Raw genomic sequence first — 23251 nt, forward strand, 5'->3', positions numbered from 1 at the left:
TCACGCGAGGCGACCCCCTCTGTCGCCTTCGGCGACATCTCCCCCTCGAGGGGGGGAGATCAGATCCGCCCAAAATGCCTGGCCGCCACATCGACATGCGTATGATGCGCATGCGCCTCGAAGCGCTCCGTCTCGTTGTGGTCGGGCGCATCGTTCGGCCACCATCTTCCGCCGATGACGATGCCGTTGGAGACCAGCCGCTGGTCGGCAACCAGTGAGGCGCCGACCGCGTCGACGAAGGTGAAGCGGCCCGGCTGTTGCCGCAGCACCGCGACATCGCCGATGCCACCGACCTTCAGCATGCCCAGTTCGGGCCGGGCAATCGCCTGCGCGGGGTTCACGGTCACCGCGCGCAGCACTTCGACCAATGGCATGCCGAGTGCCATGAGCTTCGACATGCAGACCAATATGTCGAAGGCCGGGCCGTCGACGCAATAGAGATGCACGTCGCTGGAGATGACGTCCGGCGCAAGGCCCTCGGCCAGCATCGCCTTCGCTACCTCGAAGTCGAAGGAGCCCATGCCGTGGCCGATGTCGAAGATGACGCCGCGCTCGCGCGCCAGCCGCATATCCGGACGCACCGCGCCCGAGGCGAAGACCGGTGCATTGGGGAAGGGGCGGAAGCAGTGGGTGAGGATGTCGCCGCGGCGCAGCCGGGGCAGGACCTCCGAGCGGCCGGGCGGCGGCTCGTCGATATGGGTCATCAGCGGCAGGTCGGCCTTGTCCGCGGCTTCGAGCGCCAGATCGACCGGGGCGACGCCGCTCGCGCCGCCGGCATGCTTGCCGGAGCGCATCTTGACACCGACGACGACATCGGCATGCTCGCGCACCGCGGCCACCGTCTCGCGCGGCTCGCAGAGCCGCAGGTCGCTGCATTCGCCGACCGACACCGTGTTGGAGAAGCCGAAGATGCCGGCGAAGGAGATGTTGACGTAGGCGAGGATGCGGACCTTCGAGCGCTCGATGACATGGCGGCGAAAGCCGAGGAAATTGCCGGCGCCGGCGCTGCCGGCGTCGATGAAGGTGGTGGTGCCGCTCTTGGCGGCAAGCCTGTCGGCGTCGACGCCAAGCGAGGTGCCGCCCCAATAGACATGGCTATGCAGGTCGACCAGGCCGGGGGTGACGATGCAGTCCCTGGCATCGACGACCTGACGGGCATGCTCGGCATCGATCGCCGCTTCGATCGCGGCGACGCGGCCGTCGGCAAGGGCGACATCGCGTGGCGCGTCGAGCCCGGACGCGGGATCGATCACGCGTCCGCCCTTGATCAGGAGATCGAACTGCATCGGCACCCTCCTTGCTGCGCTCGCTTTCAGACCGGCCTGTAGGCGACGGCTTCGATCTCGATCTTGATGTCGATCATCAGCCGCGATTCGACGGTGGTGCGCGCCGGCGGATCCTTCGGGAAGTGTTTGGCGTAGACGGTGTTGAAGGTGCCGAAGTCGCGGGCGTCCTCGAGCCAGACGGTCGTCTTCACCACGTCGTCCATGGTGCAGCCGGCCAGAGCCAGCGCCGCCTTGACGTTCTGCAGCACCTGCTCGGCCTGGTCGGCGATGCCGCCCTTGACCACCTGTCCGTCGCTTCCCACCGGGACCTGGCCGGAGACATAGACGAAATCGCCAGCCCGCACGGCGGGCGAGAGCGGGACATGCGATTTTCCGAAACATTGCTTGGGCAAGATGGCCTCCTTGTTTTCTACGTCGCGCGACGGTGCTTATGGCCGCCTACGCCTGCCGGCGTGATCCTCCTAGAGGTCCTGTTGGAAAGCAACATTTTTTGGAGAAACCATGTTGCTTTATTACAGAAGCCTGAGCATCCTGCCGCCTCGCGCCATTTCGGCAAACAGACATGCGATCGCCGACAAGCGGCGCGCTCGAGGAGAGGGGAGATCCAGCATGACCTTCGACAGGAACCCGTTTCCGGAAGGCGATGCCGACCGCCATGCGCTGTGGGAAATGCTGGTGCGGCGCGACATCGACGCCTTCATCGGCCAGGACTGGTCGATGGTCGAGGACGATTTCATCGCCGAGAGCTTCTTCGGCATGCACGCCCATTTCCTCAGCAATGCCGACGCCTGGCGCCTGCAGTTTCCAAGGCTGGAAATCTATCGCGACGAATGGCTGCGGCAAGCCAGGGAGACCGCGGCGACCAAATTTGCCGAGCCGCTGCGCGAAGCCCTGTTTCGTGTCACCAACCTGCGCGACATCGATGTCGACGGCGACCGTGCTGTCCTGCACAAGAAGTTCGACGGGTCCGTGGCCAAGGCGGACGGCAGCGTCGACAGGCTCAAATGGCAGACGCTCTACTTCTGCCGCAAGGTCGGCAGCCGCTGGAAGATCGCCGGCTTTGTCGGCTACATGCCTTATCCGCTGGGAAGCTGAGGCCCCCGCCGTCCGCGGTGCGAACGGCAGGCTGCTTAGAACAACTGCGGCAGCCGCTCGTCGGGCGAGCGGTGGTCGAACACGACGCCCATCGTCTTGCCCACGGCTTCCATGACGATCAGTTCGACCAGGTGGTCGTCGGTATCATCGCAAGCCGGGTCAGACCGGCGGATGGCATCGAGCATTGCGCGGGTAGACACGGTGTCACCGGCGCGAAATCTTGAAAGCACGGACGAAACAATATCTTGCGCCGTCAGGTCGATAGCGGGCGCTTCCGCAGCGACGTTCATTGGCACTCCTCCTGCCATGAACCCTCCCTTGAAGGGATGATACGCCAATGACCGGATTGCGCCAGTGGAATTGTGGTCCGAGAATCTTCACCAGTGAAAGCCTGTCGCCACTTGCCCTTAGATGTGGAACACTGGTCGACTGGTCATCGTGCGCTCGACGCACCGCCGTCAGGCTGGTAAGCCCGCTCCCGCGCAGGGAGACGATCCGAGTCGAAACATGACGGTTGCAATCGAGATGGGGCAGACGACGGCGGGCGCGTCGGCAACGCTCGACCTTGAGGAATTGCTGGCGACCCGCCTGCTGGTGCAGGGCAATTCGGGTTCCGGCAAGTCGCATCTTTTGCGCCGTTTGCTCGAACAGAGCGCGCCCTGGGTGCAGCAGACCATCGTCGACCCTGAAGGCGACTTCGTCTCGCTCGGCGAGCGCTACGGCCATCTGGTGATCGATGCCGAGGAGCATACCGAGCGGGGCCTGCAGGCGGCTGGCGAGCGGGCGCGCATCCACCGTGTCTCGACGGTGCTCAACCTCGAGGGGCTTGATGCCGAGAACCAGATGCGGCGCGCGGCCGCCTTTCTCGGCGGCCTGTTCGAAGCCGCGCGCGACCATTGGTACCCGATGCTGGTGGTGGTGGACGAGGCGCAACTCTTCGCCCCCGCCGTCGCCGGCGAGGTCTCGGACGAGGCGCGCAAGCTGTCGCTGGGCGCCATGACCAACCTTATGTGCCGCGGCCGCAAACGCGGGCTTGCCGGCATCATCGCCACGCAGCGCCTGGCGAAGCTCGCCAAGAACGTCGCGGCGGAAGCCTCCAACTTCCTGATGGGCCGGACCTTCCTCGACATCGACATGGCGCGCGCCGCCGACCTGCTTGGCATGGAGCGGCGGCAGGCCGAGGCCTTCCGCGACCTGGAACGCGGGCACTTCATGGCGCTTGGTCCGGCGTTGTCGCGCCGTCCGCTCGGCGTGCGCATCGGCCGGACAGAAACCAGCCCCCGCAACGGCACGCCACGGCTGATGCCGCTGCCGGAGGCGGCACTGGAGGACGCGCGTGCCGTCATCCTGGCGGCGCCGCCGCCGGAGACGGTCCGGCCGCAGCGCCGGCCGTCGCCGGACCTGCTCGACCAACTGATGGCGGCAAAGGCCGCGCCGCTGGAGATCCGTCCCGAGCCGGCGGAGCCGCAGCCAAGCGCGGAGGATCTCGCCGAGCGGCGCGAGCGGATGGACCGCATACTCGGCGCCATCCTTGCCGAGCCCGACGCGGGGTTTCGCGTCATCGGGGTTCTCTACCAGGAATTCGTGGTCCGTTGCCGGATCGAGGGGCTGGCATCGGTCGTGCCCGATCTTTCCGAATTCCGCCGCATGCTGACGCGCGCCCGCGCCGGCGTCGGTTCCGAAATGGCCGAGGACGATGCCTGGCGGGACGTCTCGGTGCGCGCCTCGCTGCTGCCTGAGGACATGCAGGGCGTGTTCATGATGCTCGCCCGGGCGGCGAAAGAGGGCTGGCCCTGTCCGAGCGACGCGGCCATCGCCCGCGCCTATGGCTCGCATTCGCTGCGCCGCGCGCGCCGGCTGCTCGACTATATCGAGGAGCAGGGCCTGATCGTCTGCCAGGTCGATGGGACGGGCCGGCGGACGGTGACCCTGGTCGAGCTTGCCTGGGCGACGGCTCCCGGCAATCCCGATGCCGGGGAGCAGGACAGCTCGGCCGCCTGATCACAGCTCGATGGCGCGGGCGTCGCGAAGCGGCGATGCGCGGTGACTGGAAATCACGACGATACGGTCGCTCAAGCGGGCGAGCAGCCGTTCGAGGATGCGCTCGCCCTGCTCGACGTCGAGGTGCTCGGTCGGCTCGTCGAGCAGCACGAGCGGCTTGGAAGACAGCCAGGCGCGCGCCAGATTGATGCGCTGCACTTCGCCCAGCGAGAACCGATCCTGCCTGATCCAGGCATCGAGGCCGCCAGCCTCGCGGATGCGGCTGTCCATCTCGACGGTTTCGAGCGCACGCCACAGCGCGGCATCCGAGACGTCGCTGGCAAACAGGTTGGCGCGGACGGTGTCCTCGAGGATGACCGCGTCGTGCAGGACGAGCATGGAAAGCGCTAGCCGATCCCCGGCAGCCAGGATGCGGTCGCCAGCGGCAAAGGCGTCGTCGCCAGTCCAGCCGGCGATCTGCTTGAGCAGGCTGGTCTTGCCAGAGCCGCTTGTCCCAACAAGCACGGTCGGCTCACCGCTTTCGAGGAGGAGTGCGACCGACGCGCCTATGGCCCGGCCATCGGGTGCGCGGCGCTGCAGTCCGTTGTGGCGCAGCGAATGCGACTCTGTCGAAGGCGTTTGCCGGTCCGCCGAGGCAGCCTGCGTCCAATGGCCGATCTCGGTGTGCGCCGCGTTGCGGCGAAGCACGGCGACCAGGATGCGCGAGATGCCGTTCAGCGTTTCGCCCAGTGCCAGCCACGAGAAGGCAAGCAGCATGGGCAGAAGCAGGTCCGACCCTTGCAGGCCCGCATGCCAAGCCGCCGCCATCACGCTGATGCCGGCAATCGGGCCGAGGGCCGCGGCGATCATGTCCAGCCGGGCCTGCAACCGGTGGAGCGCAAGCAATTCGACGTCTGCTTGCGAGAGCGCGGCAAGCGCTTCGGCGCACTCACGGTTCCAGGCGTTTTCGGCCTTGAGTGGAACAGCTGACGCCATGGCCGCGCCAAGCCGGCTCGCGCCCCCGCGACGCAGCGACCTGGTCCGCTCCCATGCCATGGCGCCAGCCTTGGCCACCCGGTTCCCCGCGAACAGGATGGCAAGCAGCAAGACAATGATCGGTATGAGTGAGAGCGGTGCGAGGACCGCTGACGCCGCGATGAGGACGGCAAGCCCGCAGGCCAGGGTCACCGACGGCAGGCCGGCGCGCAGCCGGGCGTAGTCGAGGTCCTCGACATCGTCGAGATAGTCGGCGAGGCGGGCGTCGTCGCCAAGCTGCCATCCTGCCCGGCGCACCGCGGGCGCCGCGGCCATGGCGGAAAAGAGCTCGATGCGGTGTGTGACCTGATCGGCCAGCGCCGCCTTATGGCCGGTCAGGCGCTCGCCATAGCGGGCAGCCGTGCGGCCGACAGCGAACAGCCTGACCAGCGCCGCCGGGATGTGGAAGTTGAAGGTGAAGGCGGCGGCGGAAAGCCCGGCGATGGCCACCGATCCGAGCAACCAGGCGGAAACGCCCCCCAGCAATAGGGCACAGGCGAGGGCGGCAAAGGCAAAGCCCGTCGCCAATCGCCACGACTTCCGGCCCGATGTTTGAAGCCCGGTGCTCATGCCGCCACCTCGATAGCGTCATTACGGGTGAGATCGACGACCAGGTCGGCGGCCGCGGCGAGATCGCGGTCATGCGTTGCGACCAAGACGAGCCGCGTCCGCGACAGCGCCGTCAGAACGTCGCGCACTGCTTGCGCTGTGTCGCTGTCGAGTTTTGCGGTCGGTTCGTCGGCGAGCACCCTGCGCCCGGAGAGCATCGCGCGGGCGACCGCGATGCGCAGCCGCTGACCGCCGGACAGATTGGCGCCGCCCTTGTCGAGCCTTGTCTCGAGGCCGCCCGGCAGCAGCGCATCGTCGAGCAGGCCGATCGCGCGGGCGGCGTCTTCCAGTTGGTCGCCCGCGACGGCGCCGGCGTTCCAGCCAATGGCCTCGCCCAGCGTGCCTTCCGGCACGTAGCTGTCCGTCGAGACCCAGGCGATCCCATGACCATCGGCGGCAGGCGCGCCACCCGGTTCGAGGCCGGCGAGGCGGTGCAGCAAGGTCGACTTGCCCGATCCGCTGGGACCGACGACCGCGACAAGGCCAGTCTGCGGCAGAACCACGCGCAGACGGTCGAGCACAGGCAATGCATTCGGTGGAACCGGTTCGGCGTTGAGCAGCCGATCCAGCGCCGCTGCCGCCGCCAGCCCCTCGGCCTTGGCATGGTACTGCTCCGAAAAGCGCCGGAAGGGCGCGAAATATTCGGGCGCGATCATCAGAATGAACAGGCTCTGCCCCAGCTCGAGATTGGAGAAGCCGGGGATCATCGCGAGCTTCAGGTGACCGAGGCCGAGGAAGACGGCCAGGATCGCGATCGACAAAGATGCGAAGAAGTCGATGATGCCTGCGTTCACGAAGGCGATGCGCAGCACGCCCATGGTGTTGCCTGCATAGGCTTCAAGGCGCCGCGCCAGCTTAGCCTCTTCCGAGGCCGCCGCATGGTTGGCGAGAATGGTCGGCAGGGTGCGGATGCGGTCGGCGAACTGCCCCGCCAGCCGGCCGAAGGCGCGCTCCTGGGCATCGGCGCGCTGGCGGATGGCATCGCCTACCAGGGCGAAGAACAGAATCATCACGGGCGTCAGGCAGATGACGAGCAGCGCAGCCTGCCAGGAGACGAGGAACAGGGTTGCCGAGGCGAGCAAAGGCCCGGCCGCCATCATAGCGCTGGCCGCGCGGTGCCCAACGACGAGCGCCGCAACCGCCTCCGGATGGCGCTGCATCAAGACGATGACGCTGCCGATCGAGAGCGATTGCAGCTGACGCGCCGGCATTTCGTTCAGTCGCTTGCCCGCGCGTTCGCGCAGGCCCATCGACACGGCCGTCTCGGTGGAAGCCTGGGCGCTGTCGACGGCAAGGCCCGCAAGGCAGGCAAGCGAAAGGAGCGCAATCGTCGCCGCCACAAGCCAGGGATCGACAGTTTCACCCATCACCAGCCGCCCCATCGCCATGGCTGCCGTTCCAGCGAAGCTGAGCCGCAAGGCGGCGCGTGCGATTTGCAACCCAAGCAGGAGACGCAGCCCGCCCTTGGCCTGGCACCGTGCCGTCGCAAGCGTCTCGAACGGACCGGAAGCAGGAGCGGCGGGATAAGGACCTTGCGCGGGAGCTGCTGGGGATTTCATGGGCCTGTTCTCGCACGCACTGAAGTGAAAGGAATTGATCCAGATCAACTCGCGCGCGTTCGTGGGGCGCTACGGTGCGGCATCCAGAAAAGGATGCTCCCATGCCCGATCCCCTTCTCGTCGACCTATCCCGGCTGCAGTTCGCGCTGACGGCCCTCTACCACTTCCTCTTCGTTCCGCTGACGCTCGGCCTCTCCATCCTGCTCGCCATGATGGAGACCGTTTATGTGATGACCCGCCGTACCATCTGGCGCGACATGACGAAGTTCTGGGGCGTGCTGTTCGGCATCAACTTCGCCATCGGCGTCGCCACCGGCATCACCATGGAATTCCAGTTCGGCATGAACTGGGCCTACTACTCGCATTATGTCGGCGATGTCTTCGGGGCGCCCTTGGCCATCGAGGGCCTGATGGCCTTCTTCCTCGAAGCGACATTTGTCGGGCTGTTTTTCTTCGGCTGGGACAGGCTATCGCCCCGCGCGCATATGACCGTGACCTGGCTGATGGCGCTCGGCACCAATTTCTCCGCGCTGTGGATCCTGATCGCCAATGGCTGGATGCAGAACCCTGTCGGCGCGGCTTTCAATCCTGACACGATGCGAATGGAAGTCACCGACTTCATTGCCGTGATCTTCAACCCTGTCGCGCAGGCGAAGTTCGTGCACACCGTGTCGGCCGGCTATGTCTGCGCCGCCACCTTCGTGCTCGGCGTCTCAGCCTGGTATCTGCTGCGCGGACGCCATGTCGAGCTCGCCAAGCGCTCATTCGTCATCGCTTCGGCCTTTGGCATGGCCTCGGCGCTTTCGGTGATCGTGCTTGGCGACGAGAGCGGCTATGCGCTCACCGACAACCAAAAGATGAAGCTCGCGGCCATCGAGGCCATGTGGGAGACGGAACCGGCGCCGGCGTCGTTCACGGCGTTCGGCATTCCGAGCCAGCGAGACCGCGAGACACATTTCGCCATCCGCATCCCGTGGGTGATGGGCCTCATCGGCACGCGTTCGGTCGATAAGCAGATCGCCGGCATCGACGAACTCGTCGCCCATGCCGAAGCCCGTATCCGCAACGGCACCGTCGCCTACGACGCGCTGGAGAAGATCAAAGCGGACCGCAACGACACCGCCGCCCGTGCGGTCTTCGACGCCAGCTCCAAGGATCTCGGCTATGCGCTGCTGCTCAAGCAGTACGTGCCCGACCCCAGGCAGGCCAGCGAGCAGCAGATCAAGGACGCCGCCTGGTCGACGGTGCCCTACGTGCCGCTGCTCTTCTTCGGCTTCCGGCTGATGGTGGCCTGCGGCTTCGTGCTCGCCGCGGTGTTCGCGGTTTCGCTGTGGCACACGAGCCGGGAGAACGAGGCGCCGCGCTGGCTGTTCCGCGCCGCGCTGCTCGCCATGCCGCTGCCCTGGATCGCCATCGAGGTCGGCTGGTTCGTGGCGGAGTTTGGCCGCCAGCCCTGGATCATCGACGGCGTGCTGCCGACCTTCCTCGCCACGTCGGAGCTCGGCGTCACCGATCTCCTGCTCACCATCGCCGGCTTCACGCTCGTCTATGGCGTGCTCGCCGTCATCGAGGTCAGGCTGATGCTAGCCGCCATCCGCAAGGGGCCGGAGGTCGCCAGCGTGATCGACGGCCTGCGCCCGAACGCAGACCTCGCAATGCAACCCGCCGAATGACGCGCAAAGGATCAAGACGATGATCGACTTTCTCTTCGACTATCAAACGCTGCGCGTGATCTGGTGGATCCTGCTCGGCGTCCTACTGATCGGCTTTGCCGCCACAGACGGTTTCGACATGGGCATCGGCGTGCTGCTGCCCTTCGTCGCCAAGACCGATGCCGAACGTCGCGTGGCGATCAACACCATTGGTCCGGTCTGGGAGGGCAACCAGGTTTGGTTCATCCTCGGCGGCGGGTCCATCTTCGCCGCGTGGCCTGCGCTATACGCGCTGAGCTTCTCAGGCTTCTATCTCGCCATGTTCCTGGTGCTCCTGGCGCTGATCCTGCGCCCGGTGGCCTTCAAGTACCGTTCGAAGCGGCCGGATCCGGCCTGGCGCACGCGCTGGGACTGGGCGCTGTTCATCGGCGGGGCGGTGCCGGCGCTGATCTTCGGCGTTGCCGTCGGCAACACGCTGCAGGGCGTGCCGTTCCACCTCACGCCGGACCTGCGCCCTGTCTACGAAGGCAGCCTCTTCGGCCTGCTCAACCCGCTCGCGCTCTACTGCGGCCTGGTCTCGCTCGCGATGCTGGTGACCCACGGCGCGGCGTGGCTGAGCTTCAAGGCGGAAGGCACCGTCGCCGACCGCGCGCGGGCGGTTGGCGCACGATCGGCGGTCATCACGGCGGTGCTCTTCGCCGGCGGCGGCGTTCTGGTCTGGCTCGGCCTGCTCGGCGGCTACCGCGTGACCTCGCCGATCGTCTGGGACGGGCCGTCCAATCCGCTCCTCAAGACTGTCGTGGCCGATGGCGGCGCGTGGCTTGCCAACTTCCATGCCCATCCGCTGCTGTGGATCGTGCCGGCGCTGTGCGTCGCGGCGCCGCTGCTTGCCGCAATCGGCTTTCGCGCCGGGCTCGAAGGCTGGACCTTCATCGCCTCGAAGCTCGGCGTGGCAATGATCATCGCCACGGTGGGGCTCGCCATGTTCCCCATCCTCTTGCCGTCGAGCAGCAACCCCGGCCATTCGCTGGCGGTCTTCGACGCCTCGTCGAGCCGCGCGACGCTGCGCAACATGCTGATCGCCACGGTGATCTTCTTGCCGCTGATCCTCGCCTACACCGCCTGGGTCTACAGCGTGCTGTGGGGCAAGGTCGGCGAGAAGGGCATCGAAAAGGCCGGCTCGTCCGCATACTGATTCAAACGGGAGTTCTGACCATGTGGTATTTCGCCTGGATCCTCGGCCTGGGACTGGCCACCTCCGTCGGCATCCTCAATGCGCTCTGGTACGAGCTGCGCACCGTGCGCGAGGAGCCCGCCGAGGACACGGTCGCCCTGCCCACTCCGTGACGGTCCGCGAGGCAAGAGGGCCGTCATGACGGGCGCGCGCCAAGGGCCGTTCAGCAGCCTGGCCGACATGGAGCGGGCGCATGCGCAGAAGCTTGCGCTCTGCGACATGCTCGAAGCCATCGCCGACAATCTGCCGCGGACCGACCGCCTGCAGTGCCTGGCGGTGGCCGGTGGCCTGCTGCCGCTGCTGCGCGGCTGCCATCGCTTCGAGGAGGAATTGGTCTTTCCGGCCTTCCTGCGCCGGGAGGACGGGAGCGACATCGTCGAGCGGCTGAAACTCGAGCACCTGGAGGACGACAGCGCGGCGGCGGACCTCAGCGAGGTGCTGCTCGCTCACGGTCACGGACAACCAATCGAGAACCCAGAGGCCTTCGGCTACATGCTGCGCGCCTTGTTCGAATCGATGCGCCGCCACATCGCCTTCGAGCATGACCATGTGCTGCCCGTGGTCCTCGGCCTACGCGAGGACGATTCGAGGAAGGATCCCTGAGGAGGTGGGGGGTCAGTCTCCGGACCGCGCCGTCAGCCGCCCGATGTCGTCGACGATGACGTGGCGGTTGTTCTCGATGCGGATCACCTTCTCCCCGCGCAGGCGAGTCAACTGTCGGCTCACCGTCTCCACGGTAAGCCCGAGAAAGTCAGCGATCTCGGCGCGCGACAGCGGCAGGTCGAAGCAGGCGCCGCGCTGTTCCGGCCCAGCGGTTGGGTCGATGTTGCGCGCTATCATCAGCAGGAAGCTCGCGATCTTCTCCGCGGCGGTCTTGCGGCCGAGCGCCACCATCCAGTCGCGGGCCTGGTCGAGCTCGCGCAGCTTCTGCTCGAGCAGGCGATGTTCGAGGTCCGGTTGCTCCTTCATCATCCGTTCCAGCGCCTTGCGCGGGAACGAGCACAGTTCGACATCGGTCGCGGCCTCGGCCGTCAACGTGCTTTCGCTCTGGAACGGCCGGCCAATGAAATCCGGTGCGAACTGAAGCCCGACGATCTGCTGGCGCCCGTCGGAGAGCGTCTTGGTGAGCTTCACGACGCCCGAAAGCACGTTCGAGAAGCGTTCGACGTTTCCTGCGTCGCTCACCAGTTCCTTGCCGGTTTCGGCCTTGTGCCGCTTCGTTGATTTGGCGAGGGTCAGGAGTTGGTCGGGGTTGAGCGCGCCGCATATGCCACGGTGCCGCGCCTCGCATGAGGCGCAGAGGACCGGGATGCCTTTCGTGTGAATGTCTTCGCGCACGATGCAACACCTATAGTGTTGCACGCTCCCAGCGGCAACCGATGGCAGGGCGCGCTGGCGTCGCAGCGCGCTTTCCTCCAAGAGTTGCCGCTACCTGTCTTCCACGATTCTCAAATAGGCGGCGGTCACGAAGAGCACGATCAGGCCGAAGAGGATGCGGCGGCCGCCTTCGGGCATCTGCAGAATGGTGAGCAAAGTCGTCAGCACGGTGAGGATAAGCGCGCCGATGATGGTGCCGGTATAGCCGCCGCGGCCGCCGAAGATCGACGTGCCGCCGATCACGGCCGCTGCCACCGAGGGCAGCACGAGCGGCTCGGCGAGCGACAGCGACGGCGCCTTGATCAGGCCGATATAGAGCAGGCCGGTGATGCCGGCGAGCAGGCTGGAGATGACGTAGAGCGCCACGATCACCTGCCAGTAGCGGACGCCGGACAGCCGCGCGGCGCGTTCGTTGTCGCCGACGGCGTAGAGCAGGCGGCCGAAGCCGGTGCGGTTCAGGGTAAAGACGATCAGCAGCGCCACAGGCACGAACAACAGCAGCGCGTTTGGAAACCCGTAGGTCACGCCGGTGCCCAGCCAGTTGAGGAAATCCGGTATCTTTGCGCCTGAGGCGATCACGGTGCGCTGGTAGACCTGCAGGAAGCCCGTGCCGATCAGGCTCGTGCCGAGCGTCATGATCAATGGGTGCACCCGGAAAACGCCGACGCCGACGCCGTTGACTAGGCCTATCAGCACTGCGGGCAGCATCGCCAGCAGGAAGGCAACCGTCGGATCCTGGTTGACGATCTGGGTCGCCATGATGAAGGCGCTCATCGTCGCCACCGTGCCGACCGACAGGTCGATGCCGCCCGTCAGCATGGTCATGGTCTGGCAGCCGGCGAGGATCGCCAGCGGAATGGCGAACTTCGCCGTGTTGGCGAGCCAGCGCTCATTGACGATGCCGGGCCGCAGGACCTGCAGGATGACGACCAGGATGATGAGCAATATGATCAGCGGAATCAGCGGCCGATCCGCCATGAAACGCTTGACGCGGCGACCGAAGGAGACCGGCTGGGGTATGGTCGCGATGCTGGTCATGGCGTTGCTCCCGCGGGACGGCCCCTGATGGTGATGAAGGCGCCGAACATCACCACGGCGACCATGATCAGGCCTTCGATGATGGCGGTGACGTTGGGGTCGATGGCCAGAAGCGTGAGGTCGGTGCGCACCAGCCTGAGCACGAAGACGGCGATGATCGGCCCGAGCAATCCGCCCTTGCCGCCGCCGAGCGCGACGCCGCCAAGCACCACCGCCGCGACGCTGGCAAGCAGATAAGGGCCGGGGATCGGCGCGCCGATGCCGGTGCTGATGGTGAGCGACAGCCCGCCCATGGCGCCGAACAGGCCCGATAGCGCATAGGCGATGACCCGGGTGCGCGCGACCGGCACGCCACTGCGGAAGGCGGCAAGCTCGTTGCTGCCAATGGCATAGATGGAAAGGCCGAGGCGCGAACGCCGGAGCGGTATCCAGACGATGCAAATGCAGACGACGAGCAGCACAAGGGCCTTGGGGATCCAGGCGTCGATCCAGTCCGGCACGCCGGATATCGGCACGGTGCCGACCACGCTGGCCTTCAGCCACTCGGCTGCGGCGCCGCCGGGCGCATCGAGCACCAGAAGCGCGGCGCCCTGGAGCACGAACAGCATCGCCAGGGTGACTACGATGTCGGGCACACGCGTGACGACAATGAGAATGCCGTTCAGCGCGCCGAGCACAAAGCCCATGGCGAGCACGAAGGGCACGACGAACAGCGCATACTCTTCGCTAGCGCCATTCATCATCGAAGCGGCGGTGACGCTGGTCAGCGCCATCATGGCGGCAACCGAGAGGTCGATGCCGCCGGCGATGACCACGACGGTCTGCGCGGCTACGGCGAAGGCGTAAGGCAGGACCGCCCGCGCCAGCGAGCCAAAATCGCCACTACCATAGGCCGGCTGGATCAGCTTGGTGACGACGAACAGGAAGATCAGCAAGGCGAACAGGCCGGCAACCCAGCCCTGATTGCGGAAGAGACGGCTCATGGCGCGGCCCCCGCGTCCGATCTTACATCCGCGAGGATACCGACATCCGCCTTGGCGCCACGCGGCAAGCCGTAAGCGGCCCGCATCAGCGCCGGCTCGTCGGCCTCTTCGACCGGGAAGGTGTCGACGACGCGGCCGCCGAAGATGACGATGACGCGATCGCAGACACGCTGCACCTCCTCCATTTCGGACGTGTAGAACAGCACCGATTTGCCCTGGCCGGCGAGCTCGCGCAGCAATTTGTAGATCTCCTGCTTGGTGCCGACATCGATGCCGCGCGTCGGGTCGAAGCACAGGATGGTGCGGGCGTCCGCGGCGATCCAGCGGGCGATCGTCACCTTCTGCTGGTTGCCGCCGGAAAGGCGCTGCACCTCGCCCTGCGCGCGCGTGTCGATCTGCAGCCGGGCAATGGCGCTGGAAACCACCGTGCGCTCCTGGCGCAGCCGAATCGGCCCCCAATTGCGCAGCGCGGCGCTGAAGGGCAGCGCGATGTTCTCGCGCACTGAGCGCTGCATGGCGAGCGCCTCGGTACGGTCGCCGGGCACGTAGGCGATGCCGGCTTGAATGGCGTCGCTCGGATGCGAGAATTTCACCGGCGGGCCGTCGACTTCGATCGTGCCGCCGGCCGGCCGCATCGAGCCGGCAAGGGTCGAAAAGAGCTCGTCCTGTCCCTGGCCTTCGAGCGCGAAGACGCCGACGACCTCGCCATTGGCAAGATCGAAGGATACATCCTTGAGCTTGGTGCCGAGTTGCAGGTTGCGCACCGAAAGCCGCGGGCGCAGGTCTTTCGTCGCGGAGGCCTGGCTTGCGGAGTGCGCGGCAACGCGGGTCTTCTCGATGCGGGCGCCGAGCATCATCTCGACGATCTTCTCCTCGACGCCGGGCTCGATATCGACGACGCCGACGGTCGCGCCGTCGCGCAGCACCGTGGCGCGGTCGCACAGCGCCGAAATCTCCACGAAACGGTGCGAGATGAAGATGACGGAGCGGCCGGCATCGCCTTGGCGGCGCACGACCTCCAGGACCTTTTCGGCGAGATTGGCTGGCAGCGCGGCGGTCATCTCGTCGAGCAGGAGAACGTCAGGCTCGACGGCGAGCGCACGCGCGAGATCGAGCACGCGCAGCACGGCCAGCGGAATGTCGCGCGCTGTGTCGCGTATGTCGAGGTCGGGGATGCCGAGCTCACGCACCCAGGCGCGGAACGGCTCGACCGGCGTGCCTGTCAGCCGCAGGTTGGAAAGCACGTCGAGATCGGGGATCAGCGCCGGTTCCTGGTAGACTGGCAGCAGCCCGGCGCGGCGCGCTTCGGCGGGCGAACGAACGTCAAGTGCCTGGCCGCGGATCAGGATGCGGCCGGCGTCGGCGCGAATGGCGCCCGTCAGGATCTTTACCAGCGTCGACTTGCCGGCGCCGTTGGCGCCCATCAGGGCGTGGACTTCGCCAGGCAGCACGGACAGCGATGCGTCACGCAGCGCGGCAACCGCGCCGTAGTTCTTGGCCACGCCGGAGGCGTCGAGCAATGGGCTTTTCGGCAATTCGTTGTTCGTCAAAACAGGGCGCTCTCGCATCAAGCGTCGAGGACGGCGAGCAGGACACTCGCCGTCCTCATTTTGATCCAGCCGCAGGGGCTTTGTCGCAAGACCCGTGCGGTTTGGAAGGTTACTCGCCCGGGCCTTTGCAGGCGACGATCTGTTCCTTGGTGTAGGTGGTCCAGTCCGGGATCGAGATCGAGACGGGCCATTCGGGGCTGAGCGTCGGATCGACGACGGACTTCAGCTTGGCCTTGCCTGCGTCGGTGGCGTTCTCCCAGAGCTGCGGCTGGACCAGAACGGTCTGCTGCGCGGGTTTCTTCCCGTCGAGGATCTGCAGCGCCAGCGTGATGCCCGCGCCACCGATCGAGCCAGGGTTGGTCACGGCCGCGCCGACAAGACCCTTGACCGAGCTCAACTGACCGACGAAGCCGGCATTGTCGGCGCCCACAACCGGCACCATCGGCGCCTGCTGCTCGACCAGAGCGTCGACGATCACGTTGTCGATGCCGGAGGTCCAGATGCCGTTGATCGGCGTCCCGGTGGCGAGGAAGGAGAGGATCTGCTGCTTGGCCTGGTCCTGCTGCCAGCCGGTGAAGACCTCCTGCGCGACCTTCACGTTGGGGAATTCGGCCAGCGCCTTCTTGAAGCCTTTGTCGCGATCGCTGTCGGCGGAAGCGCCGGCGGCGCCGCGCATGTAGAACACCTCGCCCTTGCCGCCCATCTGCTGGAACAGCCATTTGGCGCCGAGATAGGCATATTCTTCCTGGTTGTTGGAGATGATATAGGCGGACGGCTCGGTGACCGCCTGATCGACGGCGACGACGACGATGCCGGCCTTGGTCGCTTCCTCGAGGCCGGCCTTGATGCCGGCGGGGTCGGCCGGGTTGACGACGATGGCGTTCACCTTGGCGCTGATGAGGTTGCGGATGTCCTCCAGTTGTCCGGCCGCGTCGGTGTTGCGGTGGGCAATGTTGAGCTTCGTCACTTCGCCGGAAGCGAGCGCCTGCGCCTTCATCGCGCAGATCATCTCCTCGCGCCAGCCGTTGCCCTGCACGGTGTTGGAAATGCCGATCGTGTACTTGCCGGCGGCGGCCGATACGCCCACCGAAGCCAGCAGCGCGGCGCCCGCCAGTAGCGAGGCCATGGTCAGATGCTTTTTCATTTCAGTACTCCTCCACATTGATTTTCTACTTCCAGTCCCAGGACTCCGAAACGATCGGAGCCAAGCCTTTTCGTCATTTGACGAAGGGGCGCAGCACGTCGCGAGCCAGCAGGAAGCCGCGCTTTACCTTTTCGTCACTCCCCTCGAACCGCCGGTCTTCATGCTCGATGATGACCGGTCCGTCATATCCGGCCCGGTAAAGACCGGAAAAGATGGTGCTCCAGTTGATATCCCCAAGCCCCGGCATGCGCGGCACCTGCCAGCCTATGCCAGCGGAAAGGATTCCGCGCTCGTACAAACCATCATGATCAATCATCAGGTCCTTGGCGTGCACATGCAGCATGTGCGGGCCGAACTCGCGGATGAAGCGCTCCTTGTCGATCATCTGCCAGACGAGGTGCGAAGGGTCGAAGTTCATGCCGACATCGCCGCCCCAGGCCTCGAGGATGCGACGCCAGATGTAAGGCGAGTAAGCGATGTTGTGCCCGCCGGGCCATTCGTCATAGCTGAAGATCATCGGGCAATTTTCGAAGGCGAGCTTGACGCCATGCTCGCGCGCATGGGCGATGATCGCCGGCCAGACCTTCTGCGCATCTTCCCAGTTGGCGTCGATATTCTTCGAGGCGTCGCCGCCGCAGAAGGTGTTGACCAGCGAGACGCCCATGCGGCTCGCCAGCACGATCACCTTCTTCAAATGGCCGATCACCGCCTCGCGGTGCGCCGGGTCGGGATGCATCGGGTTCGGGTAGAAGCCGAGGCCTGAGATGGTTAGGCCCTTGCCGGCAAGTTCGCCGGCGATGTCCTTTGCCTGAGCAGCCGAAATATCCACGTCGATATGGCTGGTGCCGGCGTAGCGGCGGGCGGCGCCGGAAGCCTTCGGCCAGCAAGCGATCTCCAACGCCTCGAAGCCTACCGAGCGCGCCCAGTCGGCGACTTCGCCGAGCGGCGTATCCGGAAACGGTGCGGTTAACAGTCCAAGCTTCATATTCCCTCCCAGGTCCTAACTATGCAGATCGCGCCGGTTGCTTCAACAGCACATCTTCATGCTCAGCACAGACATGTCTGACAAACGCCATCGGATCCTCTGAAAGAAGCCCATCGAGCCCGGCGATGACATGCGCGCGGAAGGTGGCGTTTGCGGCGAGTGCCGGATCGAAGATGGCATCGATGGCAAGAATAGCGTGTGCGAGTTCCCTGCTGTTTGCACTGATACGGTCGGTGATCGCGGCAATCCTTTCGGCAAACGGGTCGGACACCGGCCAGGCGCGGCCAAAGCGGGCCGACGCCTTGATCAGGTAGGCCATCCAGCCGGCTACAGGCACAGACAGCAGCGCGACGCTGCCGCCTTTCGCCAGACGATCGCGGATCGGATTGAGCAGCCGTTGGACGATCTTCTGCGAACCGTCGGTGGCGATCTGGTGATTGCGGTGATGGATCGCCGTATTGGTGAGACGCGAAAGGCTCTGCTCGACATAGGCGGTTGGCGAGACACCGGGTACCGGCATCAATGTCGGCAATGTCTCTTGCGTCAGCATCCGGTGCACGAAGGTCGCCAGCAGCGGATCGGCGATCGCTTCGAAGGTGTGCTCGAAACCGCCCAAAACACCGAGATAGCATAGCGTGGTTTGGGCGCCGTTCAGCACCCGCATCTTGAGATGCTCGAACGGAGTGACGTCGTCGACGAAGGTCGCGCCGACAAGGTCCCAGCGCGGCACGCGACCGGCGAAGCGGTTCTCGATCACCCATTGGCGAAAGCGTTCGCCAACGACCACCGCGTTGTCGCGATAGCCGAAGCGTTGTTCGACGGTGTCGACGTCGGCGTCGGTCGTGGCCGGCGCGATGCGGTCGACCATGGCCGAGGGAAAGGCGACATTGGCGTCGATCCACTCCGCCAGCTTCCCGCCGCGCCTTTCGGCGAATGCCCGCACGACATTTGACAAGATGATGCCGTTGGTCGGGATATTGTCGCAGGACAGCAGCGTCACCGGCCGGCCGTGCGAGGCCATGCGCAATTCCAGCGCCCGCGCCAGGATGCCGGGCACGCTGCGCGGTGATTGCGGATTGGCAAGGTCGTGAACCACATCGGGATGATCGAGGTCGAGCGCGCCGCTCGACGGGATATGGCAGTAGCCTTTCTCGGTCACCGTCATGGTGACGATTTCGATATCGGGCGAGGCGAGCACGTCCAACGCCGGCGCGGCGCTTTCCTGGCTGTCGACGACGCGGATGATGCTGCCGATGACGCGCGCTTCCACCTCATCGTTCTGCCGGATCAGCCGGGTGTAGAGCCCATCCTGGCGCCCGAGCGTATCGGCCAGCAGGGGCGGGCGGATGTTGATGCCGACCAGGCCCCAGCGGTCGAATTGGTTTGCCAGCAAATCGTCGGTGTATTCGGCCTGATGGCAACGGTGGAAGGCACCGACACCGATATGCGCGATGCCGGGCTTCAGGGCGGCGTGATCGTAAGCCGGCTTGCGAACCTCCAAAGGCAAGCGGTCGAGCGACGCAGGGCTGAGTTCGGGCGCGCTCACCGGTTTGCTCCGATCACCGACTGCTCCTGGTCGATGACGGCGCCGGTCATAGGCCCGGCGGCGTCGGAGAGCAGGAAGACGGCGAGGTTCGCCACATCGCTGGTCGAGAGCAAGCGGCCGAAAGGCTGCGCTGCGTTGGCCGCGTCGAGCCAGCCAGCGCCATGGCCGAGGGTCTCGGCCTGCATGACGCGCTCGGCCGGCGTATCGGTCCAGCCGACATTGATGCCGTTGACGCGGATGCGGTCGAAGCGGTGCGCATTGGCGGCGTTCTTGGTCAGCGTTGCCAGGGCGCCCTTGGTGGCGGAGTAGACGGCGAGGTCCGGCGCCCCGCAATGCGCGTTGATCGACAGGATGTTGACGATCGCGCCACCCTGTCCGCGTTTCCTCATGTCGGCGATGGCTGCCTGCATCAGGAAGAACGGCGCGCGCGCGTTGACGGCGAACAGCGATGCCCAGTCGTCCAGGCTCGCATCGACGAAGGAGGCGCGGTCGGTGAGGCCGGCGGCGTTTACCAGGCCATCGATGTGGCCGAAGCGCTCGATACAGCTTCGCGCCAGCAGCGCGGGAACCTCAGGAGCGCCGAGATCGGCGGCGGCGAAGTAGGTTGGGGCGCCCAGGGCGGCAAGTTCCGCCGCGACGGCATCGCCACGGTTCTTGTCCCGGCCGGTGATGAGCAATCCGGCCGCGCCCGAGCGCGCAAGCGTCTCGGCGATCTCGCGGCCGATGCCTTGCGTCGCGCCGGTGACCAGCACCACCTTACCGTCGAACCGAACCTCCATTCCTCCTCCTTGGAACAAAGTTTCCATTTTCTTGAATATGGAACGACGGTTCTCTTTAGTCAATCGCGCCGGTCAGTCTGTCCGCCGCGCGACGACGCCGTGGACCAAGGCCATGCCGACCGCCAGCGAGGCGGCGAGCGAGCGGAAGCCGGCAAAGTCGGACTCCACCACTTCGAGCCAGGTGTCGGACAGCCCGACCAGCGGCGAAAATGTGCTGTCGGTGATGGTGAGGATGCGCGCCTTGCGCTCATGAGCGACGGCGACGAGGTCGGGCGTGATCGAATTGTAGGGGCTGAAGGAAACCGCCAGAACCGCGTCTCGCGGCGTTATGCAACCGACCTGGTCGAGCGCGGTCGAGCCGACATTGTCGACCAGCACGTTGCGCACGCCCTGCTGCGACAGCGTCAGCGACAGGTAGGCGGTGACCGGGAAGGCGCGCTTGCTGCCGATGACATAGATCAGTTCCGCCGCGGCCAGATGATCGACCATCGTCTCGAAACTTTCGATGTCGAAAGCGTTGCCGACGCGGTCGAGCGAGGTTTGCGAGGCGCCGACCATGCCGCTCAGGAAATGCAGGTTTGCGTTGGGCTCTTCCGCGCGCTCAAGGCCGGCGCGTTCGGGCCAGGAACCTTTCATCCGGTCCTTGAACAGGGCTTGGAAATCCGAAAAGCCGGCATAGCCGAAGATCTGCGCGAAGCGCACCAGGGTTGAAGGCTGGACGCCGGCCTGCTCAGCCACCTGGGCGATGGTGCCTAGCGCCACTTCGCTGGGGTGCTGCCACAGGAAGATCGCGACCTGACGCAATCGTTTCGGGAAATGCACGGTGCCGGAAGAGAGCACGGCGCGCAGTTCTTCGTAGGTCTGTGGTTTCGTGTAGCCAAGTGCTGCCAACGAACGGCTCCGCTTTCTTGCCGCCGTCTCCAGGCTGTGCGGCGATGGCTCCTCGGCCGGTCCGCGACGGCCGCTCATAAGCCGTGCCCCATGATGACCCCAAACATCGGACGCATCATCCGAATCCCTGCCCTCCGGATGCGGCCCGCACCTTGAGCCTGGATCAAACGCTAGCGCGGCACAATCGTTTTACAAAACGAAAAATAGAAATATCATTCGAAAAAACGGCGGCGGGTCACCACACGACGGGCGCCACGGCATATCGCCATCAGAAGAGGATAACCGCAACCATGGTCTACGCAACCGCCGACGGAGTTTTGCGCCAACGCCTGCGGGTCGGCATGGTCGGAGGCGGCCGCAACGCCTTTATCGGTGCCGTGCACCGGCTCGCCATGCGGCTCGACGACCAGATCAGCCTGGTGGCGGGCGCATTGTCGTCGGACCCTGAAAACGCGGCAATCTCGGCGGCCGAGATCGGCATCGCGCCGGAACGCAGCTATGCCGATTACCATGCCATGGCGAAGGCGGAGGCGGCACGGACGGACGGCATCGAAGCGGTGGTGATCGTCACGCCCAACCATTTGCACGCACCGATCGCAACCGCATTCCTCAAGGTGGGCATCGATGTCATCTGCGACAAGCCGCTGTCGACGACGCTCGAGGAGGCGGAGGCGCTGGTGGCGCTGACGAAGGCGAAAAGCCGCCGATTCGTCGTGACGCTCAACAACACCGGCTATGCCATGGTCCGCCAGGCGCGAGAGATGGTGGAGGCCGGCGCGCTCGGCCGCATCGTCTCGGTGCACGGCGCCTATATCCAGGACTGGCTGACGCAGCCCATCGACGCGCAAGGCCAGAAGCAGGCGGAGTGGCGGACCGACCCCGCGCGCGCCGGGCAGTCGGCGGTGCTCGCCGACATTGGCGTGCACGCCTTCAACCTGGCGAGCTTCATCTCCGGTTTCGAGGCCGAGGCGGTTTCGGCCGACCTCTTCACTGCGGTGCCGGGACGGCGGCTCGACGACAATGCGCATGTGCTGGTGCGCTGGACGGATGGGGCGCGGGGCACGATCCTCGCCAGCCAGACTTCGCCCGGCCACTACAACGATCTTTCGGTGCGCATCTATGGCGACAAGGCCGGGCTCGAATGGTCCGGCGCTCGGCCGGAGGAATTGCGCTTCTCGCCCTATGGCGAGGAGACACGCACGCTGGTGCGCGGCGGCCATGGCTCGACGGCCGAGGCCCGGCGCGTGTCGCGCATGCCGGCCGCCCATCCGGAAGGCTATATCGAGGCCTTCGCCAATTTCTACCGCGACGCCGCCGACATCATCCGCGCGCACCGTTCGGGCGGCACCATCGATGCCGAGCGGGTCGCGCAAGTGCCCGACGTCGTCGATGGTGCGCGCGGCGTGAAGTTCGTCGCGGCGGCGGTGGCGTCGAACGCCGCCGGCGGGACGTGGACGCCGGCAAGGTTCGGAAACTAGGCAGATCGATCGGAAGCTGGGATGGCACTCAGCCTCCGGTTGGATCAAAGAAGCCGCAACCGCCGGTCGATCAACTGGAACAGCCGCTCGTCGTCGACTTCGGTTATGACGTGGCAAACAGGCTGGCCCTTGCTGGCGCCGCTCTTGACCAGCGTTGCCCGCGTGCGGCCGTAGGCGCCTTTGGGGTCGCAGTCGACATCGATCGTAGCGTCGACGCCCTTGAACAGGTCGGGGTCGATCAGGAAGGCGGTCACGCACGGATCATGCAGGCTGGGGTCGCCGCCGCCATAGTAGCGCATCATCGCGATGGCCGTCTTCATGATCGGGGTGGCATCGCGCTCCAGTCGGTCGAACCGCTCCTTGGTCAGCGTGGCGTGGCGCGTCACGTCGAGGCCGAACATGGTGATGGGGATGCCTGAAGACAGCACGATCTGCGCCGCGTGCGGGTCGATCCAGATGTTGAACTCGGCATCGGTCGCGGTGTTGCCGGGGCTGAAGACGGCGCCGCCCATGAGGACGATGGACTTGATCTTGTCGGCGATGGCCGGCTCCTTGATCAGCGCCAGCGCGATGTTGGTCAGCGGCCCGATCGGGCAGAGCGTGATCTGGCCGGGCTCGCGCAGCACGGTGTCGATGATGAAGTCGACCGCGTGCTGATGCTCGGCCGCGTGGGTGGCATCGGCCACGCCCAGATCGCCGAGGCCGTCGAGGCCGTGCACCGAGGGCTCCCTCGGATGCCCCGGCATGATCGGGCGGCTGCAGCCGGCATAGACCGGAATGTCCTGGCGTCCGGCCATGGCGGTGATGCGCAAGGCGTTGCGCGTGGTCAATGGCAGCGAAACGTTGCCATTGACCGTCGTGATGCCGACGATCTCAATCTCGTCGGGCGAGGCAAACGCCAGGAGAAGCGCGATGGCGTCATCGACGCCGGGGTCGCAATCTACGATAATTCTGCTCTTGGCCATGCCCGTCCATTTCCTGTGTAGAGTTGGAGAAGGGCCACCCGTCGGGGCGGCCCTTGTTGTCCGCG

The 23251-nt window shown here is 65.9% G+C and carries 22 protein-coding genes; 7 read left to right on the plus strand and 15 right to left on the minus strand.

Translation table 11 applies throughout. The features are described from left to right. Window positions 1-59 precede the first annotated feature (59 nt). Both Q0L57_RS15370 and Q0L57_RS15375 read right to left on the minus strand, forming a co-directional pair. On the minus strand, window positions 60-1286 hold the full coding sequence (locus Q0L57_RS15370) for an amidohydrolase/deacetylase family metallohydrolase (RefSeq protein WP_296743963.1): 1227 nt from the start codon (window positions 1284-1286) through the stop codon (window positions 60-62). A 26-nt stretch (window positions 1287-1312) separates the two neighbouring features. Continuing rightward, entirely contained in the window at window positions 1313-1681 is a 369-nt protein-coding gene (locus tag Q0L57_RS15375) for a RidA family protein (protein WP_296744004.1), read from the minus strand. A gap of 214 nt (window positions 1682-1895) precedes the next feature. Here Q0L57_RS15375 and Q0L57_RS15380 point away from each other — a divergent pair, with 214 nt between their 5' ends. Beyond that, window positions 1896-2381 (plus strand): hypothetical protein, encoded by a 486-nt coding sequence (locus tag Q0L57_RS15380; protein WP_296743964.1) that lies wholly within the window; start codon window positions 1896-1898, stop codon window positions 2379-2381. Between the two features lie 35 nt (window positions 2382-2416). Here the strand turns inward: Q0L57_RS15380 and Q0L57_RS15385 are convergent, their stop codons facing one another. After that, entirely contained in the window at window positions 2417-2671 is a 255-nt protein-coding gene (locus tag Q0L57_RS15385; RefSeq protein ID WP_296743966.1) for a hypothetical protein, read from the minus strand. Window positions 2672-2888: 217 nt separating this feature from the next. Between Q0L57_RS15385 and Q0L57_RS15390 the strand changes: the two genes are divergently transcribed. Beyond that, window positions 2889-4382 (plus strand): ATP-binding protein, encoded by a 1494-nt coding sequence (locus tag Q0L57_RS15390; RefSeq protein WP_296743967.1) that lies wholly within the window; start codon window positions 2889-2891, stop codon window positions 4380-4382. Here the strand turns inward: Q0L57_RS15390 and Q0L57_RS15395 are convergent, their stop codons facing one another. Together Q0L57_RS15395 and Q0L57_RS15400 are read right to left on the minus strand one after the other, a co-directional pair. After that, a complete protein-coding gene (locus Q0L57_RS15395) occupies window positions 4383-5966 on the minus strand; it encodes an ATP-binding cassette domain-containing protein (RefSeq protein ID WP_296743969.1) in 1584 nt (527 codons plus the stop codon). It lies immediately after the preceding gene. Then, on the minus strand, window positions 5963-7564 hold the full coding sequence (locus tag Q0L57_RS15400; RefSeq protein WP_296743971.1) for an ATP-binding cassette domain-containing protein: 1602 nt from the start codon (window positions 7562-7564) through the stop codon (window positions 5963-5965). Before Q0L57_RS15400 ends, Q0L57_RS15395 begins: the two co-directional genes overlap by 4 nt. Window positions 7565-7665: 101 nt before the next feature. Here Q0L57_RS15400 and Q0L57_RS15405 point away from each other — a divergent pair, with 101 nt between their 5' ends. From Q0L57_RS15405 to Q0L57_RS15420, 4 genes are read left to right on the plus strand one after another with little or no spacing between them, the layout of a single operon-like run. Continuing rightward, window positions 7666-9237, plus strand: a complete 1572-nt coding sequence (locus tag Q0L57_RS15405) for a cytochrome ubiquinol oxidase subunit I (RefSeq protein ID WP_296743972.1) — start codon at window positions 7666-7668, stop codon at window positions 9235-9237. Window positions 9238-9256: 19 nt separating this feature from the next. Continuing rightward, a complete protein-coding gene (gene cydB, locus Q0L57_RS15410) occupies window positions 9257-10411 on the plus strand; it encodes a cytochrome d ubiquinol oxidase subunit II (RefSeq protein ID WP_296743974.1) in 1155 nt (384 codons plus the stop codon). A gap of 20 nt (window positions 10412-10431) precedes the next feature. Beyond that, complete coding sequence (gene cydX, locus Q0L57_RS15415; protein WP_296743976.1) at window positions 10432-10563, plus strand: cytochrome bd-I oxidase subunit CydX; 132 nt, start codon at window positions 10432-10434, stop codon at window positions 10561-10563. A 25-nt stretch (window positions 10564-10588) separates the two neighbouring features. Further along, a complete protein-coding gene (locus tag Q0L57_RS15420; protein ID WP_296743977.1) occupies window positions 10589-11053 on the plus strand; it encodes a hemerythrin domain-containing protein in 465 nt (154 codons plus the stop codon). Window positions 11054-11065: 12 nt separating this feature from the next. Here Q0L57_RS15420 and Q0L57_RS15425 read toward each other — a convergent pair whose 3' ends face one another. The 9 genes from Q0L57_RS15425 to Q0L57_RS15465 form a co-directional block, all read right to left on the minus strand. Continuing rightward, window positions 11066-11788, minus strand: a complete 723-nt coding sequence (locus Q0L57_RS15425) for a Crp/Fnr family transcriptional regulator (protein ID WP_366940922.1) — start codon at window positions 11786-11788, stop codon at window positions 11066-11068. Window positions 11789-11878: 90 nt separating this feature from the next. Next, window positions 11879-12865, minus strand: a complete 987-nt coding sequence (locus Q0L57_RS15430) for an ABC transporter permease (protein ID WP_296743979.1) — start codon at window positions 12863-12865, stop codon at window positions 11879-11881. Beyond that, window positions 12862-13848 carry an ABC transporter permease gene (locus Q0L57_RS15435; protein WP_296743980.1) on the minus strand — a complete coding sequence of 329 codons (987 nt, stop codon included), beginning with the start codon at window positions 13846-13848 and terminating at the stop codon, window positions 12862-12864. Before Q0L57_RS15435 ends, Q0L57_RS15430 begins: the two co-directional genes overlap by 4 nt. Continuing rightward, window positions 13845-15383 carry a sugar ABC transporter ATP-binding protein gene (locus tag Q0L57_RS15440; RefSeq protein WP_296744008.1) on the minus strand — a complete coding sequence of 513 codons (1539 nt, stop codon included), beginning with the start codon at window positions 15381-15383 and terminating at the stop codon, window positions 13845-13847. Before Q0L57_RS15440 ends, Q0L57_RS15435 begins: the two co-directional genes overlap by 4 nt. Window positions 15384-15507: 124 nt before the next feature. After that, window positions 15508-16542: an ABC transporter substrate-binding protein gene (locus Q0L57_RS15445; protein WP_296743982.1), complete on the minus strand. Its 1035-nt coding sequence runs from the start codon at window positions 16540-16542 to the stop codon at window positions 15508-15510. Between the two features lie 73 nt (window positions 16543-16615). Further along, window positions 16616-17527 carry a sugar phosphate isomerase/epimerase gene (locus tag Q0L57_RS15450; RefSeq protein WP_296743983.1) on the minus strand — a complete coding sequence of 304 codons (912 nt, stop codon included), beginning with the start codon at window positions 17525-17527 and terminating at the stop codon, window positions 16616-16618. A gap of 19 nt (window positions 17528-17546) precedes the next feature. Next, window positions 17547-19073, minus strand: coding sequence for a mannitol dehydrogenase family protein (locus Q0L57_RS15455; RefSeq protein ID WP_296743985.1), 1527 nt, complete (start codon window positions 19071-19073; stop codon window positions 17547-17549). Next, on the minus strand, window positions 19070-19852 hold the full coding sequence (locus tag Q0L57_RS15460) for an SDR family oxidoreductase (RefSeq protein ID WP_296743987.1): 783 nt from the start codon (window positions 19850-19852) through the stop codon (window positions 19070-19072). The genes Q0L57_RS15455 and Q0L57_RS15460 overlap by 4 nt, the downstream gene beginning before the upstream one ends. A gap of 72 nt (window positions 19853-19924) precedes the next feature. Then, window positions 19925-20821 (minus strand): MurR/RpiR family transcriptional regulator, encoded by an 897-nt coding sequence (locus tag Q0L57_RS15465; protein WP_296743988.1) that lies wholly within the window; start codon window positions 20819-20821, stop codon window positions 19925-19927. Between the two features lie 212 nt (window positions 20822-21033). Here Q0L57_RS15465 and Q0L57_RS15470 point away from each other — a divergent pair, with 212 nt between their 5' ends. Beyond that, window positions 21034-22221 carry a Gfo/Idh/MocA family oxidoreductase gene (locus tag Q0L57_RS15470; RefSeq protein ID WP_296743990.1) on the plus strand — a complete coding sequence of 396 codons (1188 nt, stop codon included), beginning with the start codon at window positions 21034-21036 and terminating at the stop codon, window positions 22219-22221. Window positions 22222-22265: 44 nt separating this feature from the next. Here the strand turns inward: Q0L57_RS15470 and Q0L57_RS15475 are convergent, their stop codons facing one another. Continuing rightward, entirely contained in the window at window positions 22266-23186 is a 921-nt protein-coding gene (locus tag Q0L57_RS15475; protein ID WP_296743991.1) for a nucleoside hydrolase, read from the minus strand. Between the last annotated feature and the right edge of the window lie 65 nt (window positions 23187-23251).

It is taken from the genome of Mesorhizobium sp., assembly GCF_024509055.1.
In the GTDB taxonomy this organism is placed as follows: Bacteria; Pseudomonadota; Alphaproteobacteria; order Rhizobiales; family Rhizobiaceae; genus Mesorhizobium.

Bases quoted from the DNA above. Each gene is read 5' to 3' on its own strand.
- Q0L57_RS15405 (WP_296743972.1), top strand. From the start codon at position 7,666: ATGCCCGATCCCCTTCTCGTCGACCTATCCCGGCTGCAGTTCGCGCTG.
- Q0L57_RS15450 (WP_296743983.1), bottom strand. From the start codon at position 17,527: ATGAAGCTTGGACTGTTAACCGCACCGTTTCCGGATACGCCGCTCGGC.
- Q0L57_RS15380 (WP_296743964.1), top strand. From the start codon at position 1,896: ATGACCTTCGACAGGAACCCGTTTCCGGAAGGCGATGCCGACCGCCAT.
- Q0L57_RS15385 (WP_296743966.1), bottom strand. From the start codon at position 2,671: ATGAACGTCGCTGCGGAAGCGCCCGCTATCGACCTGACGGCGCAAGAT.
- Q0L57_RS15445 (WP_296743982.1), bottom strand. From the start codon at position 16,542: ATGAAAAAGCATCTGACCATGGCCTCGCTACTGGCGGGCGCCGCGCTG.
- Q0L57_RS15430 (WP_296743979.1), bottom strand. From the start codon at position 12,865: ATGACCAGCATCGCGACCATACCCCAGCCGGTCTCCTTCGGTCGCCGC.
- Q0L57_RS15395 (WP_296743969.1), bottom strand. From the start codon at position 5,966: ATGAGCACCGGGCTTCAAACATCGGGCCGGAAGTCGTGGCGATTGGCG.
- Q0L57_RS15470 (WP_296743990.1), top strand. From the start codon at position 21,034: ATGGTCTACGCAACCGCCGACGGAGTTTTGCGCCAACGCCTGCGGGTC.
- Q0L57_RS15475 (WP_296743991.1), bottom strand. From the start codon at position 23,186: ATGGCCAAGAGCAGAATTATCGTAGATTGCGACCCCGGCGTCGATGAC.
- Q0L57_RS15465 (WP_296743988.1), bottom strand. From the start codon at position 20,821: ATGAGCGGCCGTCGCGGACCGGCCGAGGAGCCATCGCCGCACAGCCTG.
- Q0L57_RS15420 (WP_296743977.1), top strand. From the start codon at position 10,589: ATGACGGGCGCGCGCCAAGGGCCGTTCAGCAGCCTGGCCGACATGGAG.
- Q0L57_RS15435 (WP_296743980.1), bottom strand. From the start codon at position 13,848: ATGAGCCGTCTCTTCCGCAATCAGGGCTGGGTTGCCGGCCTGTTCGCC.
- cydB (WP_296743974.1), top strand. From the start codon at position 9,257: ATGATCGACTTTCTCTTCGACTATCAAACGCTGCGCGTGATCTGGTGG.
- Q0L57_RS15400 (WP_296743971.1), bottom strand. From the start codon at position 7,564: ATGAAATCCCCAGCAGCTCCCGCGCAAGGTCCTTATCCCGCCGCTCCT.
- Q0L57_RS15390 (WP_296743967.1), top strand. From the start codon at position 2,889: ATGACGGTTGCAATCGAGATGGGGCAGACGACGGCGGGCGCGTCGGCA.
- cydX (WP_296743976.1), top strand. From the start codon at position 10,432: ATGTGGTATTTCGCCTGGATCCTCGGCCTGGGACTGGCCACCTCCGTC.
- Q0L57_RS15370 (WP_296743963.1), bottom strand. From the start codon at position 1,286: ATGCAGTTCGATCTCCTGATCAAGGGCGGACGCGTGATCGATCCCGCG.
- Q0L57_RS15460 (WP_296743987.1), bottom strand. From the start codon at position 19,852: ATGGAGGTTCGGTTCGACGGTAAGGTGGTGCTGGTCACCGGCGCGACG.